The sequence below is a fragment of the Alloalcanivorax xenomutans genome, assembly GCF_032810065.1.
Lineage (GTDB): Bacteria > Pseudomonadota > Gammaproteobacteria > Pseudomonadales > Alcanivoracaceae > Alloalcanivorax > Alloalcanivorax xenomutans.
The window spans coordinates 682,521-703,082 of record NZ_CP136538.1 but is presented as its reverse complement, the minus strand read 5'-3'; the positions used below and the strand labels follow the sequence as shown (position 1 = coordinate 703,082).

Annotated in this window: 19 protein-coding genes; 9 read left to right on the top strand and 10 right to left on the bottom strand. The window is 63.1% G+C overall.

The annotated features are described in order from the left end of the window. The first annotated feature begins 161 nt into the window (after window positions 1-161). Genes RYH70_RS03365 through RYH70_RS03350 form a run of 4 tightly spaced genes read left to right on the top strand, consistent with a single transcriptional unit; the run spans window position 162 to window position 4,372 of the window. Window positions 162-1,703, top strand: a complete 1,542-nt coding sequence (locus RYH70_RS03365; RefSeq protein ID WP_233917271.1) for an acetyl-CoA acetyltransferase — start codon at window positions 162-164, stop codon at window positions 1,701-1,703. Between the two features lie 32 nt (window positions 1,704-1,735). Then, window positions 1,736-2,524 carry an enoyl-CoA hydratase-related protein gene (locus RYH70_RS03360; protein WP_080530420.1) on the top strand — a complete coding sequence of 263 codons (789 nt, stop codon included), beginning with the start codon at window positions 1,736-1,738 and terminating at the stop codon, window positions 2,522-2,524. Window positions 2,525-2,549: 25 nt separating this feature from the next. Then, window positions 2,550-3,716 (top strand): CaiB/BaiF CoA transferase family protein, encoded by a 1,167-nt coding sequence (locus tag RYH70_RS03355; RefSeq protein WP_317009774.1) that lies wholly within the window; start codon window positions 2,550-2,552, stop codon window positions 3,714-3,716. Further along, on the top strand, window positions 3,716-4,372 hold the full coding sequence (locus tag RYH70_RS03350) for a glutathione S-transferase family protein (RefSeq protein ID WP_022993933.1): 657 nt from the start codon (window positions 3,716-3,718) through the stop codon (window positions 4,370-4,372). The genes RYH70_RS03355 and RYH70_RS03350 overlap by 1 nt, the downstream gene beginning before the upstream one ends. Here RYH70_RS03350 and RYH70_RS03345 read toward each other — a convergent pair. Next, window positions 4,346-4,705: a DUF6694 family lipoprotein gene (locus tag RYH70_RS03345; protein WP_080530418.1), complete on the bottom strand. Its 360-nt coding sequence runs from the start codon at window positions 4,703-4,705 to the stop codon at window positions 4,346-4,348. The genes RYH70_RS03350 and RYH70_RS03345 overlap by 27 nt on opposite strands. A 179-nt stretch (window positions 4,706-4,884) precedes the next feature. On the opposite strand from RYH70_RS03345, the gene RYH70_RS03340 reads away from it, so the two are divergent. Beyond that, the gene (locus tag RYH70_RS03340; RefSeq protein WP_022993935.1) at window positions 4,885-5,781 is read left to right on the top strand and encodes an ATP-binding protein; all 897 of its coding nucleotides are present in this window, start codon (window positions 4,885-4,887) and stop codon (window positions 5,779-5,781) included. A 109-nt stretch (window positions 5,782-5,890) separates the two neighbouring features. Here the strand turns inward: RYH70_RS03340 and RYH70_RS03335 are convergent, their stop codons facing one another. The 4 genes from RYH70_RS03335 to epmB all read right to left on the bottom strand — a co-directional run bounded on the left by RYH70_RS03335 (window position 5,891) and on the right by epmB (window position 11,433). Beyond that, window positions 5,891-6,835, bottom strand: a complete 945-nt coding sequence (locus tag RYH70_RS03335; protein ID WP_284455070.1) for a transposase — start codon at window positions 6,833-6,835, stop codon at window positions 5,891-5,893. Window positions 6,836-7,168: 333 nt separating this feature from the next. Further along, the gene (locus tag RYH70_RS03330) at window positions 7,169-9,247 is read right to left on the bottom strand and encodes an EAL domain-containing protein (RefSeq protein WP_022993936.1); all 2,079 of its coding nucleotides are present in this window, start codon (window positions 9,245-9,247) and stop codon (window positions 7,169-7,171) included. 93 nt (window positions 9,248-9,340) lie between these two features. After that, complete coding sequence (locus RYH70_RS03325) at window positions 9,341-10,279, bottom strand: hypothetical protein (protein WP_026948545.1); 939 nt, start codon at window positions 10,277-10,279, stop codon at window positions 9,341-9,343. Between the two features lie 146 nt (window positions 10,280-10,425). Beyond that, complete coding sequence (gene epmB, locus RYH70_RS03320; RefSeq protein WP_063142392.1) at window positions 10,426-11,433, bottom strand: EF-P beta-lysylation protein EpmB; 1,008 nt, start codon at window positions 11,431-11,433, stop codon at window positions 10,426-10,428. A 52-nt stretch (window positions 11,434-11,485) separates the two neighbouring features. Here epmB and efp point away from each other — a divergent pair, with 52 nt between their 5' ends. Together efp and epmA are read left to right on the top strand one after the other, a co-directional pair. After that, entirely contained in the window at window positions 11,486-12,055 is a 570-nt protein-coding gene (gene efp / locus RYH70_RS03315; protein WP_022993939.1) for an elongation factor P, read from the top strand. A gap of 34 nt (window positions 12,056-12,089) precedes the next feature. Next, entirely contained in the window at window positions 12,090-13,028 is a 939-nt protein-coding gene (epmA, locus tag RYH70_RS03310) for an EF-P lysine aminoacylase EpmA (protein ID WP_022993940.1), read from the top strand. On the opposite strand, the gene RYH70_RS03305 is transcribed toward epmA, so the two are convergent. Together RYH70_RS03305 and RYH70_RS03300 are read right to left on the bottom strand one after the other, a co-directional pair. Then, entirely contained in the window at window positions 12,960-13,922 is a 963-nt protein-coding gene (locus tag RYH70_RS03305; RefSeq protein WP_317009773.1) for an alpha/beta fold hydrolase, read from the bottom strand. The two genes, epmA and RYH70_RS03305, sit on opposite strands and share 69 nt — an antisense overlap. A 136-nt stretch (window positions 13,923-14,058) precedes the next feature. Then, window positions 14,059-14,487, bottom strand: coding sequence for a MarR family winged helix-turn-helix transcriptional regulator (locus tag RYH70_RS03300; RefSeq protein WP_022993942.1), 429 nt, complete (start codon window positions 14,485-14,487; stop codon window positions 14,059-14,061). A 367-nt stretch (window positions 14,488-14,854) separates the two neighbouring features. Here RYH70_RS03300 and dapA point away from each other — a divergent pair, with 367 nt between their 5' ends. After that, complete coding sequence (gene dapA, locus RYH70_RS03295; RefSeq protein ID WP_116027590.1) at window positions 14,855-15,721, top strand: 4-hydroxy-tetrahydrodipicolinate synthase; 867 nt, start codon at window positions 14,855-14,857, stop codon at window positions 15,719-15,721. A 57-nt stretch (window positions 15,722-15,778) separates the two neighbouring features. On the opposite strand, the gene RYH70_RS03290 is transcribed toward dapA, so the two are convergent. The 3 genes from RYH70_RS03290 to RYH70_RS03280 all read right to left on the bottom strand — a co-directional run bounded on the left by RYH70_RS03290 (window position 15,779) and on the right by RYH70_RS03280 (window position 19,641). Next, a complete protein-coding gene (locus RYH70_RS03290) occupies window positions 15,779-18,163 on the bottom strand; it encodes a penicillin acylase family protein (RefSeq protein WP_284455900.1) in 2,385 nt (794 codons plus the stop codon). Between the two features lie 88 nt (window positions 18,164-18,251). Then, window positions 18,252-19,019, bottom strand: a complete 768-nt coding sequence (locus RYH70_RS03285; protein WP_080530414.1) for a helix-turn-helix transcriptional regulator — start codon at window positions 19,017-19,019, stop codon at window positions 18,252-18,254. An 85-nt stretch (window positions 19,020-19,104) separates the two neighbouring features. Then, entirely contained in the window at window positions 19,105-19,641 is a 537-nt protein-coding gene (locus RYH70_RS03280; protein WP_022993947.1) for a DUF2058 domain-containing protein, read from the bottom strand. Window positions 19,642-19,796: 155 nt separating this feature from the next. Between RYH70_RS03280 and RYH70_RS03275 the strand changes: the two genes are divergently transcribed. Then, window positions 19,797-20,537: a TIGR04219 family outer membrane beta-barrel protein gene (locus RYH70_RS03275; RefSeq protein ID WP_284455898.1), complete on the top strand. Its 741-nt coding sequence runs from the start codon at window positions 19,797-19,799 to the stop codon at window positions 20,535-20,537. Window positions 20,538-20,562 lie beyond the last annotated feature (25 nt).

Here is a 20,562-nt window from a genome sequence, read left to right as displayed (position 1 = left end):
GTCTGAATCGACGAATATCCCCAATCCTCACTGAGGAACACTCAAGCATGGATTTTCTGGAGCCGCCCATGGAATTCAGAGGTTGCCACGAAGCCTCCGCAGGAGCTGTGGGACAGCAGTGACCCCCGGCATTTTTTCAGTATCAGAACAAAGGATTCTACATGAGCAGTCCCGACCCGCGCTGTCTTCCCGTCCTTGTGGGCGTGGGTGAAATCACCGATCAGCCGCAACAACTGGAGCGGGGACTGGAACCGCTGGCGCTAATGGAGCATGCCCTGCGTCGGGCCGAACAGGACAGCGGCGCCGCCCTGCTCGATCAACTGGATTCCGTCGACATCGTTTATCAGTTGTCCTGGCCTTATCCGGACACCGAGGCGCAATTGTGCCAACGCCTGGGGCGGCAGCCGCAACGGGTGGAACTCGGCCCCATGGGCGGGGAATCGCCATTGCGCTATCTGCATCAGGCCGCCCTGGCCATCGCACGGGGTGAATACCGGGTGGCGGCGGTGGTCGGCGCCGAGTCCCGGCACACCACGGAGCGGGCGGCGAAACAGAATCTGGATCTGCCCTGGCCACCGCGTGATCCAGCGCCGAAAGTGCGGCGCGGCAAGGACATTCTGCATCCGCTGTCACTCAAACACGGCATTCTGATGCCGCCAACGGTGTATCCGTTCTACGAAAACGCTCTGCCTCGCCGCTATGGTCAGACGCCCCGCGCGGCCATGGAAGAGTCCGGCCGGCTATGGGCGCGAATGGCCCGCATCGCGGCGAACAATCCCTATACCTGGTCCGAGCGCACACCGAGCGCCGAGGAGATCATTACCCCGACAGCGGAAAACCGGGCGGTGGCCTGGCCCTACACCAAATGGCAGGTGGCCAACCCGATGGTCAATCAGGGGGCCGCCCTGTTGCTGACCAGCGCCGCCGTGGCCAGGAAAATGGGAATTCCCGAGGAACGCTGGATCCACTTGTGGGGCGGAGCGGCGGCGGTGGAGCCGGAGGATTATTTGCAACGGGATCAGTTCCACCGCTCCCACGCCCAGGACACCGTGCTGGAAACCGTGCTGCGGTGGGCCGGCGGCGACGTCGGCGGCTTCCGCCATCTGGAGCTGTACAGCTGTTTTCCCTGCGTGCCCAAAATGGCCCGCCGCACTCTCGGCCTGGACGAGGATTTCGAGCCCAGCGTGACTGGCGGCCTGAGCTTCTTCGGCGCACCGATGAACAACTACATGACTCATGCCGCCGCCGCCATGGTGCGCCGCCTGCGCGACAGCGCCCCGGGCGAGGGGCTGCTCTACGGCCAGGGGGAATACGTCACCAAACACCATGCCGTGGTGCTTTCCAACCGGCCGCCACCGGCACCGCTGGCCGAGGACTACAGCGTGCAGGCGCAAGCCGATGCCCGCCGCGGACCGGTGCCGCCGCTGCTGGAACGCTATCAGGGCCCGGCCACGCTGGAGACGTTCACCGCGCTGTTCAACCGTGCCGGAGAGGTGGATTACGCCGTGGTGCTGGCTCTGACGCCGGCCGGCGAACGCGTGATGGCACGGGTTCCCGGCACCGATCGCGCCACCCTGGACACCCTGCTCGACCCCGCGAACAGCCCCATCGGCCTGGCCGGCGAGGCCATGCCGGGAGAAGAGGATCTTCTGCACTTCCGCATCGCCACACGGCGGACCGCCAGCACCAAAGAGGCTATCTAGCCCCCCAAAATACCTGGATGAGAAACGCGCACATGACGGATAACACCAATAACGCCGTAACCCTGGAACGCCTGGGCGATCACATTGCCCTGGTCACTCTCAATCGGCCGCAAGCCCGCAACGCCGTCAACGGCGACGTGGCCCAGGGACTGGCAGCCGCGGTCAAAGCCACCGAAGCGGACAACGACATCCGCGCCGTGATTCTGCAGGGCAGCGGCGACAAGGTGTTCTGCGCCGGCGCCGATCTCAAGGAAATCTCCGCCGGCAACGCCCATCGGCTGGTTACCAAGGAAGGCGGTTTCGCCGGTTTTGTTCATGCACCGCGCCGCAAGGTCTGGATCGCCGCGCTCAATGGGCTGGCCCTGGCCGGCGGTCTGGAAATCGCGTTGACCTGCGACCTGCGCGTGGCGTCCCCCAAGGTGGCGTTCGGTTTACCGGAGGTGAAACGCGGGCTGGTGGCGCTGGCCGGCGGCCTCTATCGCCTGCCCCGCAATCTGCCCCGAGCCATCGCTCTGGAGCTGATCGCCACCGGCAACACCCTGGACGCCCGGCGCGCCTATGACTTCGGCCTGGTAAACCGGCTGGTGGAAGCGGATCAGGTTCTGGACACCGCCCGGGAACTGGCCGAAACCATCGCCGCCAATGCGCCGATCGCGGTGCAGGAAAGTCTGGTCATCGCCCGCCTTACCCACGATCTGGACGAGGCCGCGCTGATCGCCGCCGGCGACAAGGCCCGTGAGTATCTGGTGACCACCGAGGACTATCAGGAAGGGCCGCGCGCTTTCATCGAGAAACGGGAACCGGTCTGGACCGGCCGCTGACCGCTCATCCTTCGGGAGATTCATCATGTCCCAGAGCATGCTCGAGGGCGTACGCATCATCGACATGACGACGATGATCTTCGGCCCTTATTGCACACAAATGCTCGCCGATCTGGGCGCCGACGTGATCAAGGTGGAGGCACCCGCCGGAGATCTCATGCGCATCGCCGGCAATCCGGCGAAAACACCGGGCATGGGGCCGGCGTTCGTGACCACCAATCGCGGCAAACGGTCGGTGGTGCTGGATCTGAAACAGGAGCAGGGCCGGCGTGCGCTGGCGGCCTTGCTGGGCGACGCCGATGTCTTCATTCACAATGTGCGCGCCGATGCCATCGCCCGCCTTGGCTTCGACTATCCCAGCGTCAAAGCCCTGCGCCCGGACATCATTTATGCCCACTGTGTCGGCTTCGGCTCCGGCGGGCCCTATGCCGGTTTGCAGGCTTACGATGACGTGATCCAGGCCGCCAGTGGCATGACCGATCTGGTTGGCCGCTACGACGGCGGCCAGCCCCGCTATGTGCCTTCGGTGATCGCCGACAAGGTGGGCGCCTTGTACGCCAGCCAGGCGGTGCTGGCGGCGGTGGTGCACCGGCTGCGCAGCGGCGAAGGCCAGCAGGTGGAGATCCCCATGTTCGAGACCTTCACCCAGTTTCTGTTTCAGGAACATTTATTCGGCCAGACGTTTCAACCGCCCACCAGCAAGGACGCCGGTTATTTCCGGCAACTGGACCCGCACCGCAATCCTTTTCCCACCGCCGACGGCCACATCAGTATCGTCCCTCACAACGATCACTGCTGGCTGACCCTGCTCGATCTGCTCGGCTGTCCGGAGCTCACCGAACGGCCTGAGTTCAGCAGCCAGCCCGAGCGCCGCGCCAATATCTCGCTGCTCTACAAGGAAATGGCGCAACGCACGCCACAAAAAACCACCGCTGAATGGATGACACTGTGCCGGACAGCGTCGATTCCGGCCATGCCGGTGTGTCCCTTTGACCGCGTTCTGGAAGACCAGCATTTGTGGGCCACCGGCCTGTTCCAGCGCCGCCGCCACCCCAGCGAAGGGGACTACGTGGAAATGCCGCTGCCCACCCGTTTCAGTGCGCGGGCACCGCAGCCGGCCCGGCCGGCACCGCATCTGGGCCAGCACACCGATGAAGTGCTGGCCGAATACAACATCACGGAGTCTCGTTGATGATCACGCTTTACCACTGCCATAACGCCCGTTCGTTCCGCTGCCTGTGGGCCCTGGAAGCGCTTGAATTGCCCTACCAGCTCAACATGATGCCGTTTCCGCCGCGCGTCGAATGCCCCGATTATCTGCGGGAAAACCCGCTCGGCACCATTCCCCTGCTGCTGGACGGTGACACGCGCATGACCGAATCCTCGGGTATCGTCCATTATCTGGTAAGCCGCTACGGACCGGATTCGTCACTGGCACTGCCCACCGACCACCCTGAGTATGGCGCCTGGATCAACTGGCTGTACTTTGGCGAAGCCACGCTGACCTTCCCGCAGACACTGGTACTGCGTTACACCCAACTGGAACCGGAAGAACGGCGGCTGCCGCGAGTGGCGGAGGATTATACGCGCTGGTTTCTGTCGCGCCTGAAAGGCGTGGAACGGGCCCTGAGCGACCGCGACTGGCTATGTGCCGGCCGCTTCACCGCCGCCGACATTTCCGTGGCCTATGCCCTGTTGCTGGCCCAACGGCTCGACCTGTCCCAGTACTTTCCGCCACGGGTCAGTGCCTATTGGCAACGGGCTCAGCAGGAGCCAGCCTACCTGCGGGCCCAGCGTTCCCAGGACCGGCACCAGCCGTCCTCAGCCGCCGTTAGTCCGCTGATGTAATTGGCGCCCGGCCGCCAGCACCTGCTCGGCGGTCATGCCGTGCAATCGTTGCGGCTCCACATCCATAATCAGCTTCACCGACTGGTCGAACTCGATACGCTGGCCTTCCGGTAGCGAAGAACGCACCCGGTCCAGGGATTCCTGCAGGGATGCCTCGGTGCCGGTATCCAGCACCGGCGCGTCCCGGTCGGAGGAGCCGGCCTGATTATGCGGGGCGGCGTCATTGGTGGTGGCTTGGTCGGAGGCCGCGTCCGCGGACGGGTCATCGGACGGGCCACAGCCCGTTACCATCGCCACCATGATCAGAGCAGCGGGCAGTTTCCAGATCGACATCTTGTTCCTTGGCGTTTTCCTGAGTGATTCTGCACGGTTGTCGAACCGGCTCAGAATAGCGCCGGAGGGGAGGTTTGTCTGTCGTATTCGCGCTAGTATTAGGCGGTTTTCAGGTAACAGGCGGATACCGGCCCGCGCCATCATAGGAGTTTCATCCTAGCCCCATTGACGGAGTCACCATGTCTCAGGATTCACCCTCGTCCAACGAGGCACTGCTGACCGCCTTGCATGGTCAGCTCGAACGCATCGCCCACGCGTTGGAAACCGCCACCGGCACCGCGGCGGTGACCTTTCCCGAAGACGCGCCGGCCTACCGCTGGGAACGGCGTCAGGGACCGTTCGGCGGCGGCCGCCTGGTGCCGATCGAGGATCCCGCTCTGATCCGCTTCGATGATCTGCGCAACGTGGACCGCCAACGGCAGGCGATTGAGCGCAACACCCGGCAGTTCGTCGCTGGCCGGCCCGCCAACAATGTGCTGCTCACCGGTGCCCGGGGGACCGGCAAGTCGTCGCTGGTGAAAGCCTGCCTGCAGGCGTTCCACGATGAAGGGCTGCGCCTGATCGAAATCGACAAGGAAGATCTCGCCGATCTGCGCCAGGTGGTGGCCCTGATCCGCCAGCGCCCGGAGCGCTTCATTCTGTTCTGTGATGATCTTTCCTTCGAGGAAGGCGAAGGCGGTTACAAGGCACTGAAGACCGCCCTGGACGGTTCATTGACCGGCGCCGCCGCCAACATGCTGATTTACGCCACGTCCAACCGGCGCCATTTGCTGCCGGAGAAGATGAGCGAGAACCTGGAGGCCCGCCCCGGCGAGAACGGCGAGATCCATCCTGGTGACACCACCGAGGAAAAAGTATCGCTGTCGGAGCGGTTCGGGTTGTGGCTGAGTTTCTACCCCTTTACCCAGGACGACTATCTGCGCGCCGTGGACCAATGGCTGCGCTATTTTGGATTCAGTGACGGGGAAGCGGCCGCTTTACGCGACGAAGCAGTGCTGTGGTCCCGCACCCGCGGCGCCCGTTCCGGACGCATCGCCTGGCAGTTCGCCCGCGATCAGGCCGGCCGGCGGAGCTGATTCGGCGCGCGAAATCGCGGCTCACGAGCCACGGGTGGCCGACCAATTTTATCGGCTCTCCACGTGCCCCGGAAACCGCTGTGGGAGATTCTATGGTGCCCTGCAATGCTTAGAAGAGCTTTGCGGGGCAATATTCTTGTTGCTGCTTCATCAGGGCGAAGGCGGTGCGAGCGATCTTCCGGGCCAGGATCACCAAGGCTTGCGTGGTGTGCAGTCCCCGGTCCCGATAGCGCTGATAGAAGGCGCGCCAGACCGGGTGTCGAGACGCACTCATGGCGGCACAGTGCAGCAGTCGCCTGACCTCCGTATCTCCTTGTTTGGTCAGCTTACGCTTGCCGGTGAGTTTGCCGGAGTCACGGACCCGGACATCCAACCCCAGGAAGGCAACGAAGGCATCGCTATTGGTGAAGTCTCCTCTCAGGAAGGCCATGACCAAGGCGGTGGCGGTGATCTCGCCGACCCCGTCGATCGCGTCGCAGCGTTGCACCTGAGTCTGTAAGCCGGCGGCGCTCACCGCGCTCTTGAGCCGTTTCTGGATCAGAGAGTCAATCCGGTCCATTTTGGCGATCAGGGCACGCAGAGGGGCCTTGAGCTCCGGTTCTCCGCTCAGGCTCTGACGTAATGCCGTGCGGGCCTTAACCAAGGCGGCCCGGCGACGCAGCAGGCTCTGCAGCACCCGGTACGCCTTTGGGGGCGGGCTCCATGGGCGTAACTCGTCTTTCTCCCTGCGCAGATAGCGGGCCAGCAACTGGGCATCGGCCAGATCCGTCTTGGCCCGCCCTCCAACGCCTTTGCGGTAGTTGCTGAGGCGGTAGCCGTCCACCACATAGACCCGATGCCCCTTGGCGTGTGCGCGCTCGGTAATGTCCATGTGATAGGTGCTGGTCGCCTCAATGGCGATATCGCAGCCCTTGGGGAGGGTGGCCAGCCATTGGCGGATGGCTTGGGGCGTATTGTCGATGGTGAGGGTTTGGTTCAGGTCCTGATGGTGGATCACCAGGTTGTCTTTCGCAGCGTCGATCCCGATCTCCGGGCGGCTTGCCGGCATTGCCATGGGGCTCCCCTGTCAGCTAGGTTAAATGGGCTTGTCGGGGCGCACCGTCACGCTGGCTTGCAGAGTATCGTCGGTCTGAGTGCGCGCTCAGCCGATGGATTCCTTATCGGCGTTTGAAGGTGCGGGGTGGGGCCATATCTCCCACAGTCTGTACCCTAGGGTCAGAAGCTTGCCTGGTCCCTCCACCCCGACAAGTCTTCTCCTTCTAAGACTTGCCGGGAAACCATACAAGCTTGCCTGCAAGCGAATTAGCTCCCGCTCTCCTGGGATTCGCTTGCAGGCAAGCTCCTACATATGCGACTCCAGTGGCCCACGAACCGCGACTCTCGGGCTTCACTCCTCCTCGGCGTCCATCACCAGCAATTCCTCGGTGGGCGCCTGCAGGTAATAGCCCTGCAGGTAGTCCACCCCGCCCAGAGTCCACAGCGCCTGCATCTGCGCGGCGGATTCGACGAAACCAACCACGGTGCGGCAACCCTTTTCCCCGGCCCGCTTGACCAGTTCGGCGAAGCGGTCGCGGCTTTCCGGTTTGCCCAGTTCCTGGGTGAAGGACCCTTCGAACTTGACCATGCTGGCGGGCAGATGTTCGAGCAGTTTGAATGGGTCCAGGCTGCCGCCGAAACGGCTGATCGACAGACCGCAACCCAGTTTGCGAAGGTCCCGGCCGAACGCCGCCGCCTGCTTCAGATGATTCACCGCGTCCCCTTCGGTGAGTTGGAAGGTCACCTGGGCCGGGCGCAACCGTGCCGCGCGCAAGGCCTTTGCCAGCCAGTCCACCAGACCGGCCTCGCCCACCGAAAAACCACTGAGGTTGATCAACAGCCCCGGCACCCGCGATTGCGCGGCGGCGGCGCGCATGGCGTTGAGTATGATCCAGCGATCCACCCGTCCGGCCATGCCCATTTCCGCCGCCACCGGCATGAACTCGGCGGCGGCCAACGGCTCGCCCTGACGTTGCGGCATCTGCACGAACACCTCGAACAGCTGCTCGCGATCATCATCAAGATTCATCAGAGGTTGATAGCGCAGTTGGAAACCGTTGTGTTCCAACGCTTCCCGCAGACTCAGCACGATCGCCTCCTGTGACCCGGAAGCGACGTCGTCCATGGGATCATGCACCTTCACCGCGTTGCCCTTGCCGCCGTTCTCGCGCTGGGCCTGGTGACAGCATTTCAACGCCAGCGTCAGGATCGAATGGCTGCTATGGGCATCCTCTCGGGCGAAGGCCAGCCCGACACTGGCGCTGATATGAACGGTACGGGAAGCCACTTCCGGCATCAGCCCGGCGATGCCGGCACACAAGGACTCCGCCATGGCGCGGGCCTCATCGATGTCGTTGACCGGCCGCAGCACGGCGAAGTCCTCGCCGTCCATGCGCGCCAGCTTGGCATCGGCGCAGTGCCGGCGCAGCCAGTCCGCCACCGCCCGCAGCACCTGATCCGCATCCTCCATGCCCAAAGCGGACTGGTGCTGCTCGAAATCATCCACGCGCAAATACAACACCGCCGCCAGTTGGCCCTGGCGTACCGCGTCGCCGACCGCCTGATCCAGCTGCTCCATGAACCAGGAACGACTGTACAGGCCGGTGACCTGGTCGGTCTGCACGATCTCATCCAGCCGCGCCTGGATCGCGCTTTCATCCACTTCACTGACACGAATGACGATCTGAGTGCAGGCCTCGCCATCGTAGGTACTGGGGGAGAAGACAAAAGTCGCGTCGAACTCTTCGCCGTCGGTGCGCAGCCCCCGGCATTGCAGTTCGTCGGTCTGGCTGGCGTCGGCGGCGCGGCCACGCAGCAGCTGTTTCAGGCGGGCGTGGTCACTGGCGGAGATCAGGTCCATGATCGGCACGCCGGCCAGGTCGTCGGCGCCCTGATAGCCGAAGATCGAGACATAGTTGTCGTTGGCGTGGATATGCATGCCATCGAGAACGTAGGCGATGGCGTCCCGGCTCTGATCCATCAGCAGCGCCAGCCGTTTCTCCGCCTCATGGCGAATGATCTCCGAATGCTGCAGTTCCCGGCGCAAGCGCAGGAACTCGATCATCCGGTCCACCATCAGCATCAGCAATTCACGGTCGTCCACCGGCACCACCGCCCTGGCGCCCGCCGCCATGGCGGTACGCACCCGGTCCGCGCAGTAGTCATCGCACAACAGCACCACCGGCAGCGCCCGTCCGAGGCGGTTGATGTGTTCCAGCGCCCGCTCGAAGCTGCCGTCACCAAAGCGGGGCCGGCACAACATCAGTTCCCAGGTGCCGCCCTTGAGGGCCCGGACCAGGTCGTCATCGTTCAGGGCCAAGTGAGCCCGGGTGGCGCGCCCGGCATTGCGCAGGGCATTCATCAGTTGTTCCGCGTCGTCCTGGGAATCGTGCGCGATCAGCAGGCGAAGGGTATCGAGAGCGTAACTCATCGGCGCAAATACTCATCCATTATTCGTAGACAAGCTATTGTGCCTGACCCTTTCGGGTTCTCCAAAGCGATCCTTCGACCGTATGAAAAAGGATCAGCCGCAATTCTGCGTCGATGCTCTGGACAGCGGCTCCGGCTCCCAGGCCCAACGCAAATGATCATGCAAGCGCTTCGCCTCCCCTCCGCCTCGCCGGGTCAGGGCCGCGGCCAGCGGCCGGGGATCGAAGTAACGCGTGTTGAAGCCACCACCGGAATCGGCGCAGGAAGGCGGCCGGTCGGAATCCAGATCCACCCGGAACAGGGCCTGCCCTTCCAGTGGTTCCAGGGTCAGCCAGCGCGCCCATTGCGCGGTGGCCCGGTACAGCGCCAGCACCGCTGGCCGCGACAAGCCCCCCGGTTGAGCACTGGCCAGCAACACCAGACGGCCGTAGGTCACCGCCACCGAGGTTTCCCGCCCCGGCCAGTCCAAGTCGTCCACAGCCACGGCCGCCAGCCCCTGATGCTCGGCTACCGCGTAGAGCCGGTGCAGGCGCCGCCACAATCCCGGCTCAGGAGGGCGGTGCAGCAGTAGATACAGCAGCAGACCGTGTCCCAGTTGCTCCAGGGTTCGCTGCAACGCCACGGCCGCCGCCTGCCGCGACGGCAGCCCGCGCCCCACCAGCGCCGAACGCGCCACCCCCTGATACCCCAGCGCCAGGCGATCATGCAGACGCACGCCCAGGTACAACATGTCCAGATCAGCGCCCCGTGGAGACAGCGGCAGGTTGAGCAGGTAGCTGTCCAGGGCCTGGCGGCATTGCCGGACCCGCGGCCGGCACAGCTCCAGCAGAGTCATGCGCAACGGCGCTTCGGCCCGCAGGCGGCAGAGATCGGAAAGTACCGCGGCCAAGCAATCCGCGCTTTCCACAGGCTCTTCCATGGGCAACTTCGCCAGCCAGGCGGCCAGACGACGGGGGCGGTGATTGGCGAACGGTAAGCGATCCAGGTCCGGCGCGCGCTCCTCGGCCGGTATGGTCCAGATGACCTCATCCATGATGGTGCTTCCCCAATAAGCCGGGGCCCTTGATTCAGAGGTTCCTTGGAATCCAGGGTCCGATTCAATGATTATTTGTGACGTAGATCACAGAATCTAATTGAATAAAAGAGAAATGTAAAATCCATCATACCCGCCGATTCCCTTCACCCCGCCAGCACGGTTTTCGCGTCCTCCCCGGGCTCTTCACGCGCCAGCCGCGGCACCAGGAAGCCCGGCAGGCGCCCGCGCATTTCCCGCACCAGCGCCAGGGCCCGCCGATCGTCCACGGCGAAATGCGCGGCGCCGGCCACCGCGTCCAGTTGATGAAGGTAATAGGGCAGTACACGCGCCTCGTGCAAGGCCTCGGACAAAGCCACCAGGGCATCGCTGTCGTCGTTCACCCCGGCCAGCAACACCGACTGGTTCAGCAGGGTCACCCCCGCCGCGCCCAGGTCGGCACAGGCCATCGCCAGTTGCGGAGAGATCTCCCGGGCATGATTGGCATGAAACACCACCGTGGTGCGCCAGCGCGGCCGGGCCAGCAATTCGACCAATTCCTGATCCAGCCGGGCGGGCAGCACTACCGGCGTGCGCGTATGCACGCGCAGCCGGCGCAAATGCGGCAAGGCCGCCAGTTCATCCAGCAACTGCCGCAACCGGCCGTTACTCAAGGTCAGCGGGTCCCCGCCGCTGAGAATCACTTCCTGTATGTCCTCGCGCCGCGCCAGCCAGTCCAGCGCCGCCCGCCAGCGTCCACCGCTGAGATGGGTCTGATAGGGGAAATGGCGGCGGAAACAATAGCGGCAGTGCACCGCGCAGGCGCCGGTCACCACCAGCAAGGCGCGCCCGTGGTACTTGTGCAGTACCCCCGGCACCGGCGTATGCGCACTCTCATCCAACGGATCCGGCCCGTAACCGGGCACCTCGCGGCGTTCATCCCGGTGCGCGAGCACCTGCCGCAGCAGCGGATCCGCGGGGTTGCCCTTTTCGATCCGGTCCAGATAGGCCCGTGGCACCCGCAGGGGAAAATCACTGGCCGGATCAGCACCGGCGGCCAGGTCGGCACGGTCCAGTTCCAGCAGTTGACAGAGCTGGTCCAGGTCGGTGACCAGGTCCGCTTGCTGTCGACGCCACTCCGGCACCTGCCAACCGTCGGCCTCCTGCGTTATCATGGCCAACCTTTGTAACGCCATCGAAAGATTCCTGAATCAACGGAAAGGGTTTATGGCCAACTATTCTACCAGTGAATTCAAGTCCGGCTTGAAAGTGATGCTTGATGGGGACCCCTGTTCCATCATCGAGAACGAGTTCGTCAAGCCCGGCAAGGGCCAGGCATTCAACCGGGTCAAACTGCGCAACCTGAAAAGCGGCAAGGTCTGGGAACGGACGTTCAAGTCCGGGGACAGCCTGGAAGGCGCCGACGTCATGGACGTGGAGATGCAGTATCTCTACAGCGATGGCGAGTTCTGGCACTTCATGGATCCGCAGAGCTTCGAGCAGAAAGCCGCCGATGCCGCCGCCGTGGGCGACGCCAAGCAGTGGCTGAAGGAAGAGGACCTGTGCGAAATCACCCTCTACAACGGTGAACCGCTGTCGGTGTCCGCGCCCAACTTCGTCGAGCTGGAGATCGTGGAAACCGATCCCGGCCTGAAAGGCGACACCGCCGGCACTGGCGGCAAACCCGCCACCCTCACCACCGGCGCGGTGGTCCGGGTACCGCTGTTCGTGCAGGTGGGCGAGGTGGTCAAGGTGGACACCCGCACCGGCGAATACGTCGGCCGGATCAAAGGCTGAGCATCGCCTGGCCGTGTCCTGACGCCGGATAACCATGTCATCCCGGATCTGGCAGCCCGCCGCTTCCCTGGAGGCCATGAAAGCGCGCGCCGAGCTTTTGAGCACGGTGCGCGCTTTTTTTGATGCCCGTGGCGTACTGGAGGTGGAAACCCCCGCCCTGGCCGCTCACGGCGTCACCGACCCGCACATCCATTGCATCGAAGTGCCCGGCTACGGCTGGCTGCAGAGCTCGCCGGAGTACCACATGAAGCGGCTGCTGGCCGCCGGCAGCGGCCCGATCTACCAGTTGTCCCGAGTATTCCGTCACGGTGAGGCCGGCCCCCGCCACAATCCGGAATTCACCATGCTGGAGTGGTATCGGCCCGAATTCTCCCTGGAACAACTGATCGACGAATGTCTGGCGCTGTTGGGTCGGTGGCTCCGGCGGCCCAATGTGATCCGCCCTTTCCGCCACCTGTTCGCCGAGGTCACCGGGCTGGATCCGCTGACCTGCCCGCCAGCGGCGCTGGTGGCCGCCGCCGCCGAGGCCGGCGCGCCGCACGGTCTGGACCATCGTCAGTCGGTGGATTTCCTGATGGCGACACAAGTGGAAACCGCACTGGATCCGGCCACGCTCACCGTGGTCACCGACTTCCCCGCCTGGGCGGCGGCGCTGGCTCAGGTGCGGGAGGATGAGGACGGTGTGCCGGTGGCGCGGCGCTTCGAGATTTACCACGGCGGCCTGGAGCTGGCCAACGGCTATCAGGAATTGACCGACGCCGGCGAGCAGGCCCGGCGCTTCGCCGCCGACAACCAAGAGCGTGCCGGGCACGGTGACCGCGCCATGGCACCGGACCCGCATCTTCTGGCCGCGCTGCAAGCCGGCCTGCCGTCCTGCAGTGGCGTGGCCATGGGGGTGGAACGGCTATTGATGGCCATCCACGGATATCGCGACATCCGCCAGGTGCTCACCTTCCCCACCCAGCGGGCGTGACGCCCCGGCGCGCTGCGCGGTGGCGGCAATCAGCTCCCCGACACGCGGCAACACGGCGGGGGGCAGGTCATGGCCCATCCCTTCCAGAATCGCCAGCCGGGCACCGGGAATTGCCTTGGCCGAGGCCTTGCCGCCGGCGGGGCGGATCAGCGGATCACTGCCACCGTGAATGATCTGCGCCGGACAGCGGACCCGGCGCAAATAGCGATTGAGGCTGCCGGTGGCGAGAATGGCCATGAATTGATTAAGGATACCGCGCGGGTTCAGGCCGCGTTCCCAGCTCTGCCGGAAGGCCCGCTCCAAGTCCTCCTGATCCTGCGGCAGCGTGCCGCCGATCCTGCTCATCATGTCGCGGCCAAACGCCAGATACTGATCCAGGGTTTCCACTTTCACCTTCGGCGCCACCAGGGTTTTCAGCGCCGCCGGTTTGGGTGGCGGCAGGAACGGACTGTTGTTGCTGGACATGATCGAAGTAAGACTGAGCACCCGGCTGGCCTGGGTTGCCGCGGTCAGCTGCGCGATCATACCGCCCATGGAAGCGCCCACCAGATGCGCCCTGGCAATGCCGAGAGCGTCCAGCAGACCCACCGTATCCGCCACCATATCCACCAGGGTGTAAGGCGCCGCCACCGGCATCCCCAGCATGTAGCGCGCCATCGCGCCCACTGGTCCCTGCCGGATCGGCGCGCGAATGGCGGTGGACATCCCCGCGTCCCGGTTATCAAAAGCGATCACCCGGTAGCCGCGGCGCGCCATGTCATCCAGCAGCGCCTCCGGCCAGAACACCCACTGGGCGGACAACCCCATGATGAACAGGATCGGCTCGCCGTCCTCGGGCCCGCGGGCGTCGTAGTACAGCTCCATACCATTGCTTTTGATGATTCCGGATGACACCTGGACGCTCCTCACCTGTGGCTGGCCCGCCCCGCTCCCGATCCCCGGGCACCGACGCGATAATGGATCAAAGGTTAAGCAAGGCCGGGAAGGTCAACAAGACATCCTCCTCGGTTTGGCCCCGCCGGCATGACCTTCAGCCTTCGTCTTCCTGCAGACAACGGCGCAGTAGCCGCGTCAGAGAGGCCTGATCGGAAGCGGACAACGGCTCACAAAGGTGATGCAACGCGCGCCGCTCAATGCGGGCGCAGAGGGAGGCGGTACTCAACCCCTTGGCGGTCAGCGAAACCCTGGCGGCGCGGCGATCCAGATCATTGACTTGGCGCTCCACCAATCCCGCTTCCACCAAAGCGGTCACCAGCCGCGTCAGTTGTCCCTTGTCCCTGCCGGAGCAAACCGCCACATCGCGCATCCCCATCGCTCCGCGCCGTTGCAGCAGCAACAACACCTGCACCGCTGGTGGCGGCAAGCGTATGCCCTCGCGACGCAACCCGTCGCGCAGCTCCCGGCGCAAGCGGATCAACACGCCGTCCAGAGCCTGGGACAGCTCATTCAATACGTCCAAGCCGAATTCCTCTTGCCGCGGTTCCTGGTCGGACCGTTCATCATCCCCGAATTATTGACCAAGTCTATCAAAGCCCCTTCCAGGAAGCGCGTGACGCGAACAAACCCGATTGACCTGGAATTCCGCTCGCTGCTAAAGTCGGCTTCCGACAGTGTCAATTCAGACCCGCTAGCGATGCGCTTTGCTTTTTCCAATAAACACCAGGCCAAGAAACGGACCTCCGATGTCCGGGCCGGGTGCTGCATGGAAAAAGTCTGAATCACCACTGACGTCAGATTCTGAAAAAAAACCCGGTCGCGGACGGCGCGACCGGGTTTTTTATTGCCCGCCAGTGCCCTCTTCGGCCTTCGACATAAGGAATCAGATCATGTTTGAAGGTTCATTGGTTGCCATGGTGACACCATTCCAGGACGGAAACATTGATTTCGCAGGGGTGCGGCGTTGTCTTGACTGGCACCTGGCGGGCACTACCGAAGGCCTGGTGATCGCCGGCACCACGGGCGAGGCGCCCACCTTGTCAAAAGAGGAATACGGGCAGCTCTTGGATGAGGTGTGCCGCTATGTGGCGGGCCGTTTGCCGGTGATCGCCGGCGCCACCTCCTACGACCCGGTGGCGGCGTTACAGTGGGTGCGCATCGCCCGGGAATGCGGAGCGGACGCGGCACTCTGCGCCACCGGATTCTATAACCGGCCCAATCAGGAGGGGCTGTACCACCATTTCCGATACCTGCATGACAACAGCGACCTCCCCCTGCTGATTTACAACATTCCACCTCGCACCATTGTCGATATTCAACCGGAAACCCTGGCCCGACTGGCCGCTCTGGAACGAGTGATCGGTGTCAAGGATGCCTGCCGTGACCTGGCCAGGCCGGCGCAGGAACACGCGCTCATCGGCGACGGCTTCACCTGGCTTTCTGGCGATGACTGCACCGCGGCGGCCTACAACGCCATGGGCGGACGGGGCGTGATCAGCGTTATCGCCAACATCCTGCCCCGGGTAAGCCGGCAATTACAGGACGCTTGCCGGAGCAATGACTTCGCCACGGCAACCCGCTTGCAGCAGGCGCTGACTCCGTTGATCCAGGCGTTGAGCCGCACCCCCAACCCGACCGGCGTGAAGTACGCCTGCTCGTTGCTGGAGTTGTGCACGGAGGAATGCAGGCCACCAATGATGGCGCTGGACGAGCCCGACCGCCAGGCGATACGGACAGCGCTGGAGCCGTGGTTATAGGAGGGATGATGAAAGGCGGCGAGGCGCGGACGGCCGAACCGTCCGCGCCGCCGCGTTTTACTGGCTCAACTCGGTGATCGAGATGCTTTGTTGCTTGATCTGTTCCTCGGTGAACGGGAACTCAAGCCATGTTTTCTCTGAATAATCCTCGGTGGCCGCGCTGTAATAGGGGCTGGCCGGGTCCGTGGTCACCGCGTGAGTGAGCATAGTGTAGGCCCGCACCGGCTCGCCTTCCGGGAAATCCACCACGTGCATGTAGGTGTTGCGCAGCACCGTGAAGTAGCCTTCATAGCCTTCACCGCCGAACTGTGGAATGTCGGTGCCGGTCTTGGCGTACTTCTGCCAGTCACGGACCTTGGCGTTCAGAGCCACGCCGGAGTCCACCACTTCCTGCACGGCCTCGGAGAACGCGGTTTCCACGGCGGCAACCACATCCTCGTTACCGGTATTCAGGCCATTCGGTGTGTGTATCGGATCTTCCGCCTTGAACGGATTGGCGTAAAGCTCATCCTGGTTGCGGATCTTGAGCCAGAACGCGCTCCAGATATGCGCGCCGGCGGCGTCCAGGTTGCCGGTGTTGTCCCAATTGTCCAGCACGATGCACGCCTCGGCTTCATCCGCGGTATCACCCGGGCAAACCAGGGGCAGCACCTCCGCCTTCAACAATTCCGCGCTCAGGTTACGGCTGTTCAGCACCATTTCCCGCACCGTCTCACTGCTGGCGCCCGCCATGCCGTGACCATCGGTGCCCGCCTTGCGGTCTTCCACCATCATGTGCCCCATGCGGGTACGCAGGCTTTGTTCATAGTCTTCCTGACCCATGATGCCGGCGTAACCGGTCAGCGGCTGGTCCGGATTACTCAGCCAATAGCTGTCATTCATGTTGGCAATGTAATCCGTGGTCAGCAGCACCGGCAGGTTGGCCGGACCGAACGTCCCCGGCGCGGCGGAATCCGAATCGGTTTTCCAGTCACACTCGGAACGGCTACCGTCCAGCAGTGGCAGACCGGGTACCGCCTGCAGGATGACCGGTCCCAGGGTCGGCACCAGACAGCCCGCCAACATGCTGTCCGGCACGTTGGGAACCGCGGTGATATCGGAATACAGCGCACGCTCGTCGTCGCGGCCAATGGCGGAGGTATTCACCCAGGGAATGCCCACGTACCGCTTGATGCTGGCCACGAACTCGTCCAGCGAACCGGCATGGCCGAAGGCGAAAAAGTTCTTGAACGAGCGGGTATTCTCCAGGTTCACGTCACGCAATGTGAACGCCTGATTGGTGTCCCAGGCCAACGCCGGATGCAGCGATGACAGGTTGATCATCGGACCGTACTCGGAACGATAAAGAGTGCGGGACACAGGCGCCAGAGAACCGTCCTCCTGCAGCACTTGAACGGTGATGGTTTCCTCTTGCAGGGGCTGTTCCGCGCCATCCTTGATGTAGGTGGTCGGGTCGCCGTCCTTCAAGGCGAGGCGATAAAGTGTGAACCGCCGCGCGGTGGACACCGTATGCGACCAGGACACGTTGTTGTTGAAGCCCAACAACACCATGGGCGCGCCCATGATGGAGACGCCGGCCACATCAAGTTTGCCCGGCAGGGTCATGTGCATTTGATAGAAGCGATCCACCCCTTCCAGATACCAGTGTGGATTGGCAAAGTTCAGCGACCGGCCGCTCTGGGTAGCTTCGCCGCCAAAGGCATAAGTGTTACTGCCGATACCGAACTGGCGCCCCAGTTGGAATCGCTCCGGATCCAGATTGATCTCGCTGCCGCTTTCAGGGGAAGGGTTACGCAGACGCAGCGGTGCCGCTGAAGGTGGCGCGGCAGCGGTAATCTCCTCGACCCAGTTGGCGGAGCTGGCCGCCAGATTCAACGCCACCAGACGGCGAAATACAGCCTTTTCATCGATTTCACCAAGCCATTCCGCGTCACGGCAATCGGCATGGCGACCGGCATGCTGGCCGGCCTGGATTTCATTCAGGTAGCGGTTATAACCAACAGCGAAGCCATCCGACAGCTCGCGCATCTCTTGCGGCTGCTCCGCCATGAAGTCCTCGACCTGCTGGTCATTAACCACAAACCGGAAGAAGAAATCCGCTTCCAGGTTCGACGGCGAACCGAAAGTCCCCATCACCGCCGCCGGTTCATCCGGACCAAAATACCGCGACCGTTCTCCACGGAAGGTCACATAAGCGTCCGCCAGCACACAGAGGTTATCCTCGGCAATGGCATAGCCGTGGCCATAACCAAGACCACGATAGTCGTCAGCACTGATATGAGGGATACCCTGGGTGGTTCGTTCAATGGTGGCGTTGTAGGAGATCGAGGACCGATTGGAGGAGGAATCACTGCCACAGCCGCTCAAGGCGACCGCGACGGACAACACGCAAGCGGCGGACAAGCCGCCCCTATAGTGAACAGAAAAGTCAGGAAAAGGCATTGCAGCACTCCCATTTTTGTTATTAAGACAGCGTTATTGAAATAACAAATTCTAGGGACGTACTGACAGGTAGGCTTGAACGCAGAGGCTATTTCATGTGCAACCGCATTCCCCGGGCCAGAAACGACGGGGTCAGGCCAAAAAATGCTTTCAAGGTGCGGGTAAGATGAGCGGAATCGGAGAAGCCCACATCATGGGCCACGCTGATCAGGGTATCGCCACGGGCAATGCACTCAACCGCACGGCGCATGCGGGCCCACAACAAATAGCTTTTTATGGAAATCCCGAGGGATTCGGAGAACAGATGGGTCAGCCGGTCCTGGGACAGCCCGACCTCTTCCCCCAATTCCGCCACCGTGCTGGTCAACGGCAACTCCTTTTTGATTTTCTGAGCGACGTGCATGACGCGCATATCAATGGGCATACGAATCGGTTGGTATCCGACGATAGCGCGAGGCAGTTGTGTGGTGAGCCGAAAAAACGCCGCATCCTCGAAAGCCTCGCTGGTACAGCGACGAACCCAGTCCGCCGGCAGGGCAGCGTCATCCAGAGTCACCGCCTTGACGCCCTCCTCTCCGAGAAAAGCTGAAAGCGCGTGGTACTCATAACTCTGCGGGTCGAAGTTGAGCGACAGCAAGGGAACCGAGCCGGCATCCAGCGACCGGGTCACCTGTTTGCCGACCAGGGCGGCGTGATAGGGCTGCACCGCGCCGCCGGATTCACACAGCGTGAACGGCGTGTCATTCAATGACAGCAACAAGGTGACGGTATGACGCTGGGTATAACCGGAAGCAATCCCCTCGGTCAGGTATAAAAAGCGGTCGTCCCAGACATAAAGCACATTGGGAAATCCCATCTCGGTTTCTCGTTGTTATTGTCCATTTTATTGTAAACCGCGTTTCGGGCGGCCTTACCCTGGCCGCCTCGTCGATACCCGGGGCCTACCACATCAGATCGTCGGGCACCTCGTAACCGGCATAAGGATCGTCCTCATCCTGCTTCTTCGCGGATGGGGTGTTGCACACCAGGACGACGCTCTCATCCCGCTCGCGGATCTTGTCCACCACCTCGGCGGGCACCAGCTCATAACCTTCACCCAGCGCCACCAGGACCAGCCGCCCATTAGCCAATTGAGTTTGCTGGGAGGCGGTCACATAGATGGTTTTCACCTTGCGTTCCTGCACGAACCGGAACCCCACCTCACCCTGCTCCCGGGGCAGGCGATGGGCTTCGATCAGTTGCCGCAGTTGGGCCTGCTTCTCCCTTTCCTCACGCTCAGCCTGCCGCTGGACCTCCAACTGGCGGTCCCGTTCGGCCTGCTCCTGGCGCTGACGGCGTGCACGTTCCGCGGCGTCCTCATCGCCCCCTTCACGGCGGGCGCGGTTGGCATCCTCACGCTTTTGCTGCTTGGCCCGGCGGGCGGCCTTCTTGTCCGCAAGCCCGGCTTTCATTAACTGCTGTTGCAGGGAATTGGCCATGGTTCTGTTCCCGGTCTGTCCGAACCCACAAGGATAGCCGTGAAGGGCGCCCGGGGCCATCGGCGCGGCGGCTTTTCCGGGGTTGGTCTGCGGCGAAGGCGATGCAATACTGCGCCTCAAACGCAGCCCTTAAATGCAACAAGGATACCCTGATTATGAAACGATTGATGCTTGGCGCCCTGGTACTGGGCGCGACGCCCCTGGTTCAGGCCGCCCCGCTGGTGGACGCTTATTTCGGCGCCTACACCTGGGACGCGAAAATCAGCGGTGACATCGCCTCCGGCGGTGGCAACATTGACGTGGAACACGATCTGGGGCTGGACGACAGCCGCGAGAACGTGCTGTTCGTGGGCGTGGAACACGCCATTCCTCTGATTCCCAATGCGCGCATTCGGCATATGGAATTCTCCGAAGGCGGCAGCCGCACCCTGGGCCGTAACATCTCCTTCAACGGCCAGGACTTTCTGGCTGGCGAGGAAGTCAGCGGCGACCTGGATCTGGAGCTGCTCGACGGCACCCTTTACTGGAGCCCGCTGAATAACGTGGTGAAGCTGGATCTCGGGGTGACGGTACGCCGAATGGAAGCCGACTTCAAAGTGAGCGGCCTCGGCCGCGCCGCTTCAGAGAGCGCCAACAAGACCTTCCCCATGGGCTATCTGGCGGCCCGCGTCAATCTGCCGCTTACCGGCCTGTATGTGGGCGGGGAGGTCAACGCGATTACCTACGATGGCAGTGACATGCGCGACTATACCGCCCGGGTTGGCTGGCAGTCCGACTTCCTGCTTGGTGTGGAAGCCGGCTACAGCCGATTGGAAGTGGAACTGGATGACGTCAGCGGCGTGGATACCGACCTGGAGATCGGCGGGCCTTATCTGGCGGCGACGTTGCGATTCTAATATCGTCTGGCGGACATGAATTCAG

Bases quoted from the DNA above. Each gene is read 5' to 3' on its own strand.
- efp (WP_022993939.1), top strand. From the start codon at position 11,486: ATGGCCAACTATTCTACCAGTGAATTCAAGTCCGGCTTGAAAGTGATG.
- RYH70_RS03365 (WP_233917271.1), top strand. From the start codon at position 162: ATGAGCAGTCCCGACCCGCGCTGTCTTCCCGTCCTTGTGGGCGTGGGT.
- epmB (WP_063142392.1), bottom strand. From the start codon at position 11,433: ATGATAACGCAGGAGGCCGACGGTTGGCAGGTGCCGGAGTGGCGTCGA.
- RYH70_RS03275 (WP_284455898.1), top strand. From the start codon at position 19,797: ATGAAACGATTGATGCTTGGCGCCCTGGTACTGGGCGCGACGCCCCTG.
- RYH70_RS03285 (WP_080530414.1), bottom strand. From the start codon at position 19,019: ATGGGATTTCCCAATGTGCTTTATGTCTGGGACGACCGCTTTTTATAC.
- dapA (WP_116027590.1), top strand. From the start codon at position 14,855: ATGTTTGAAGGTTCATTGGTTGCCATGGTGACACCATTCCAGGACGGA.
- RYH70_RS03340 (WP_022993935.1), top strand. From the start codon at position 4,885: ATGTCTCAGGATTCACCCTCGTCCAACGAGGCACTGCTGACCGCCTTG.
- RYH70_RS03355 (WP_317009774.1), top strand. From the start codon at position 2,550: ATGTCCCAGAGCATGCTCGAGGGCGTACGCATCATCGACATGACGACG.
- RYH70_RS03335 (WP_284455070.1), bottom strand. From the start codon at position 6,835: ATGGCAATGCCGGCAAGCCGCCCGGAGATCGGGATCGACGCTGCGAAA.
- RYH70_RS03290 (WP_284455900.1), bottom strand. From the start codon at position 18,163: ATGCCTTTTCCTGACTTTTCTGTTCACTATAGGGGCGGCTTGTCCGCC.
- RYH70_RS03360 (WP_080530420.1), top strand. From the start codon at position 1,736: ATGACGGATAACACCAATAACGCCGTAACCCTGGAACGCCTGGGCGAT.
- RYH70_RS03280 (WP_022993947.1), bottom strand. From the start codon at position 19,641: ATGGCCAATTCCCTGCAACAGCAGTTAATGAAAGCCGGGCTTGCGGAC.
- RYH70_RS03345 (WP_080530418.1), bottom strand. From the start codon at position 4,705: ATGTCGATCTGGAAACTGCCCGCTGCTCTGATCATGGTGGCGATGGTA.
- RYH70_RS03350 (WP_022993933.1), top strand. From the start codon at position 3,716: ATGATCACGCTTTACCACTGCCATAACGCCCGTTCGTTCCGCTGCCTG.
- RYH70_RS03330 (WP_022993936.1), bottom strand. From the start codon at position 9,247: ATGAGTTACGCTCTCGATACCCTTCGCCTGCTGATCGCGCACGATTCC.
- RYH70_RS03325 (WP_026948545.1), bottom strand. From the start codon at position 10,279: ATGGATGAGGTCATCTGGACCATACCGGCCGAGGAGCGCGCGCCGGAC.
- epmA (WP_022993940.1), top strand. From the start codon at position 12,090: ATGTCATCCCGGATCTGGCAGCCCGCCGCTTCCCTGGAGGCCATGAAA.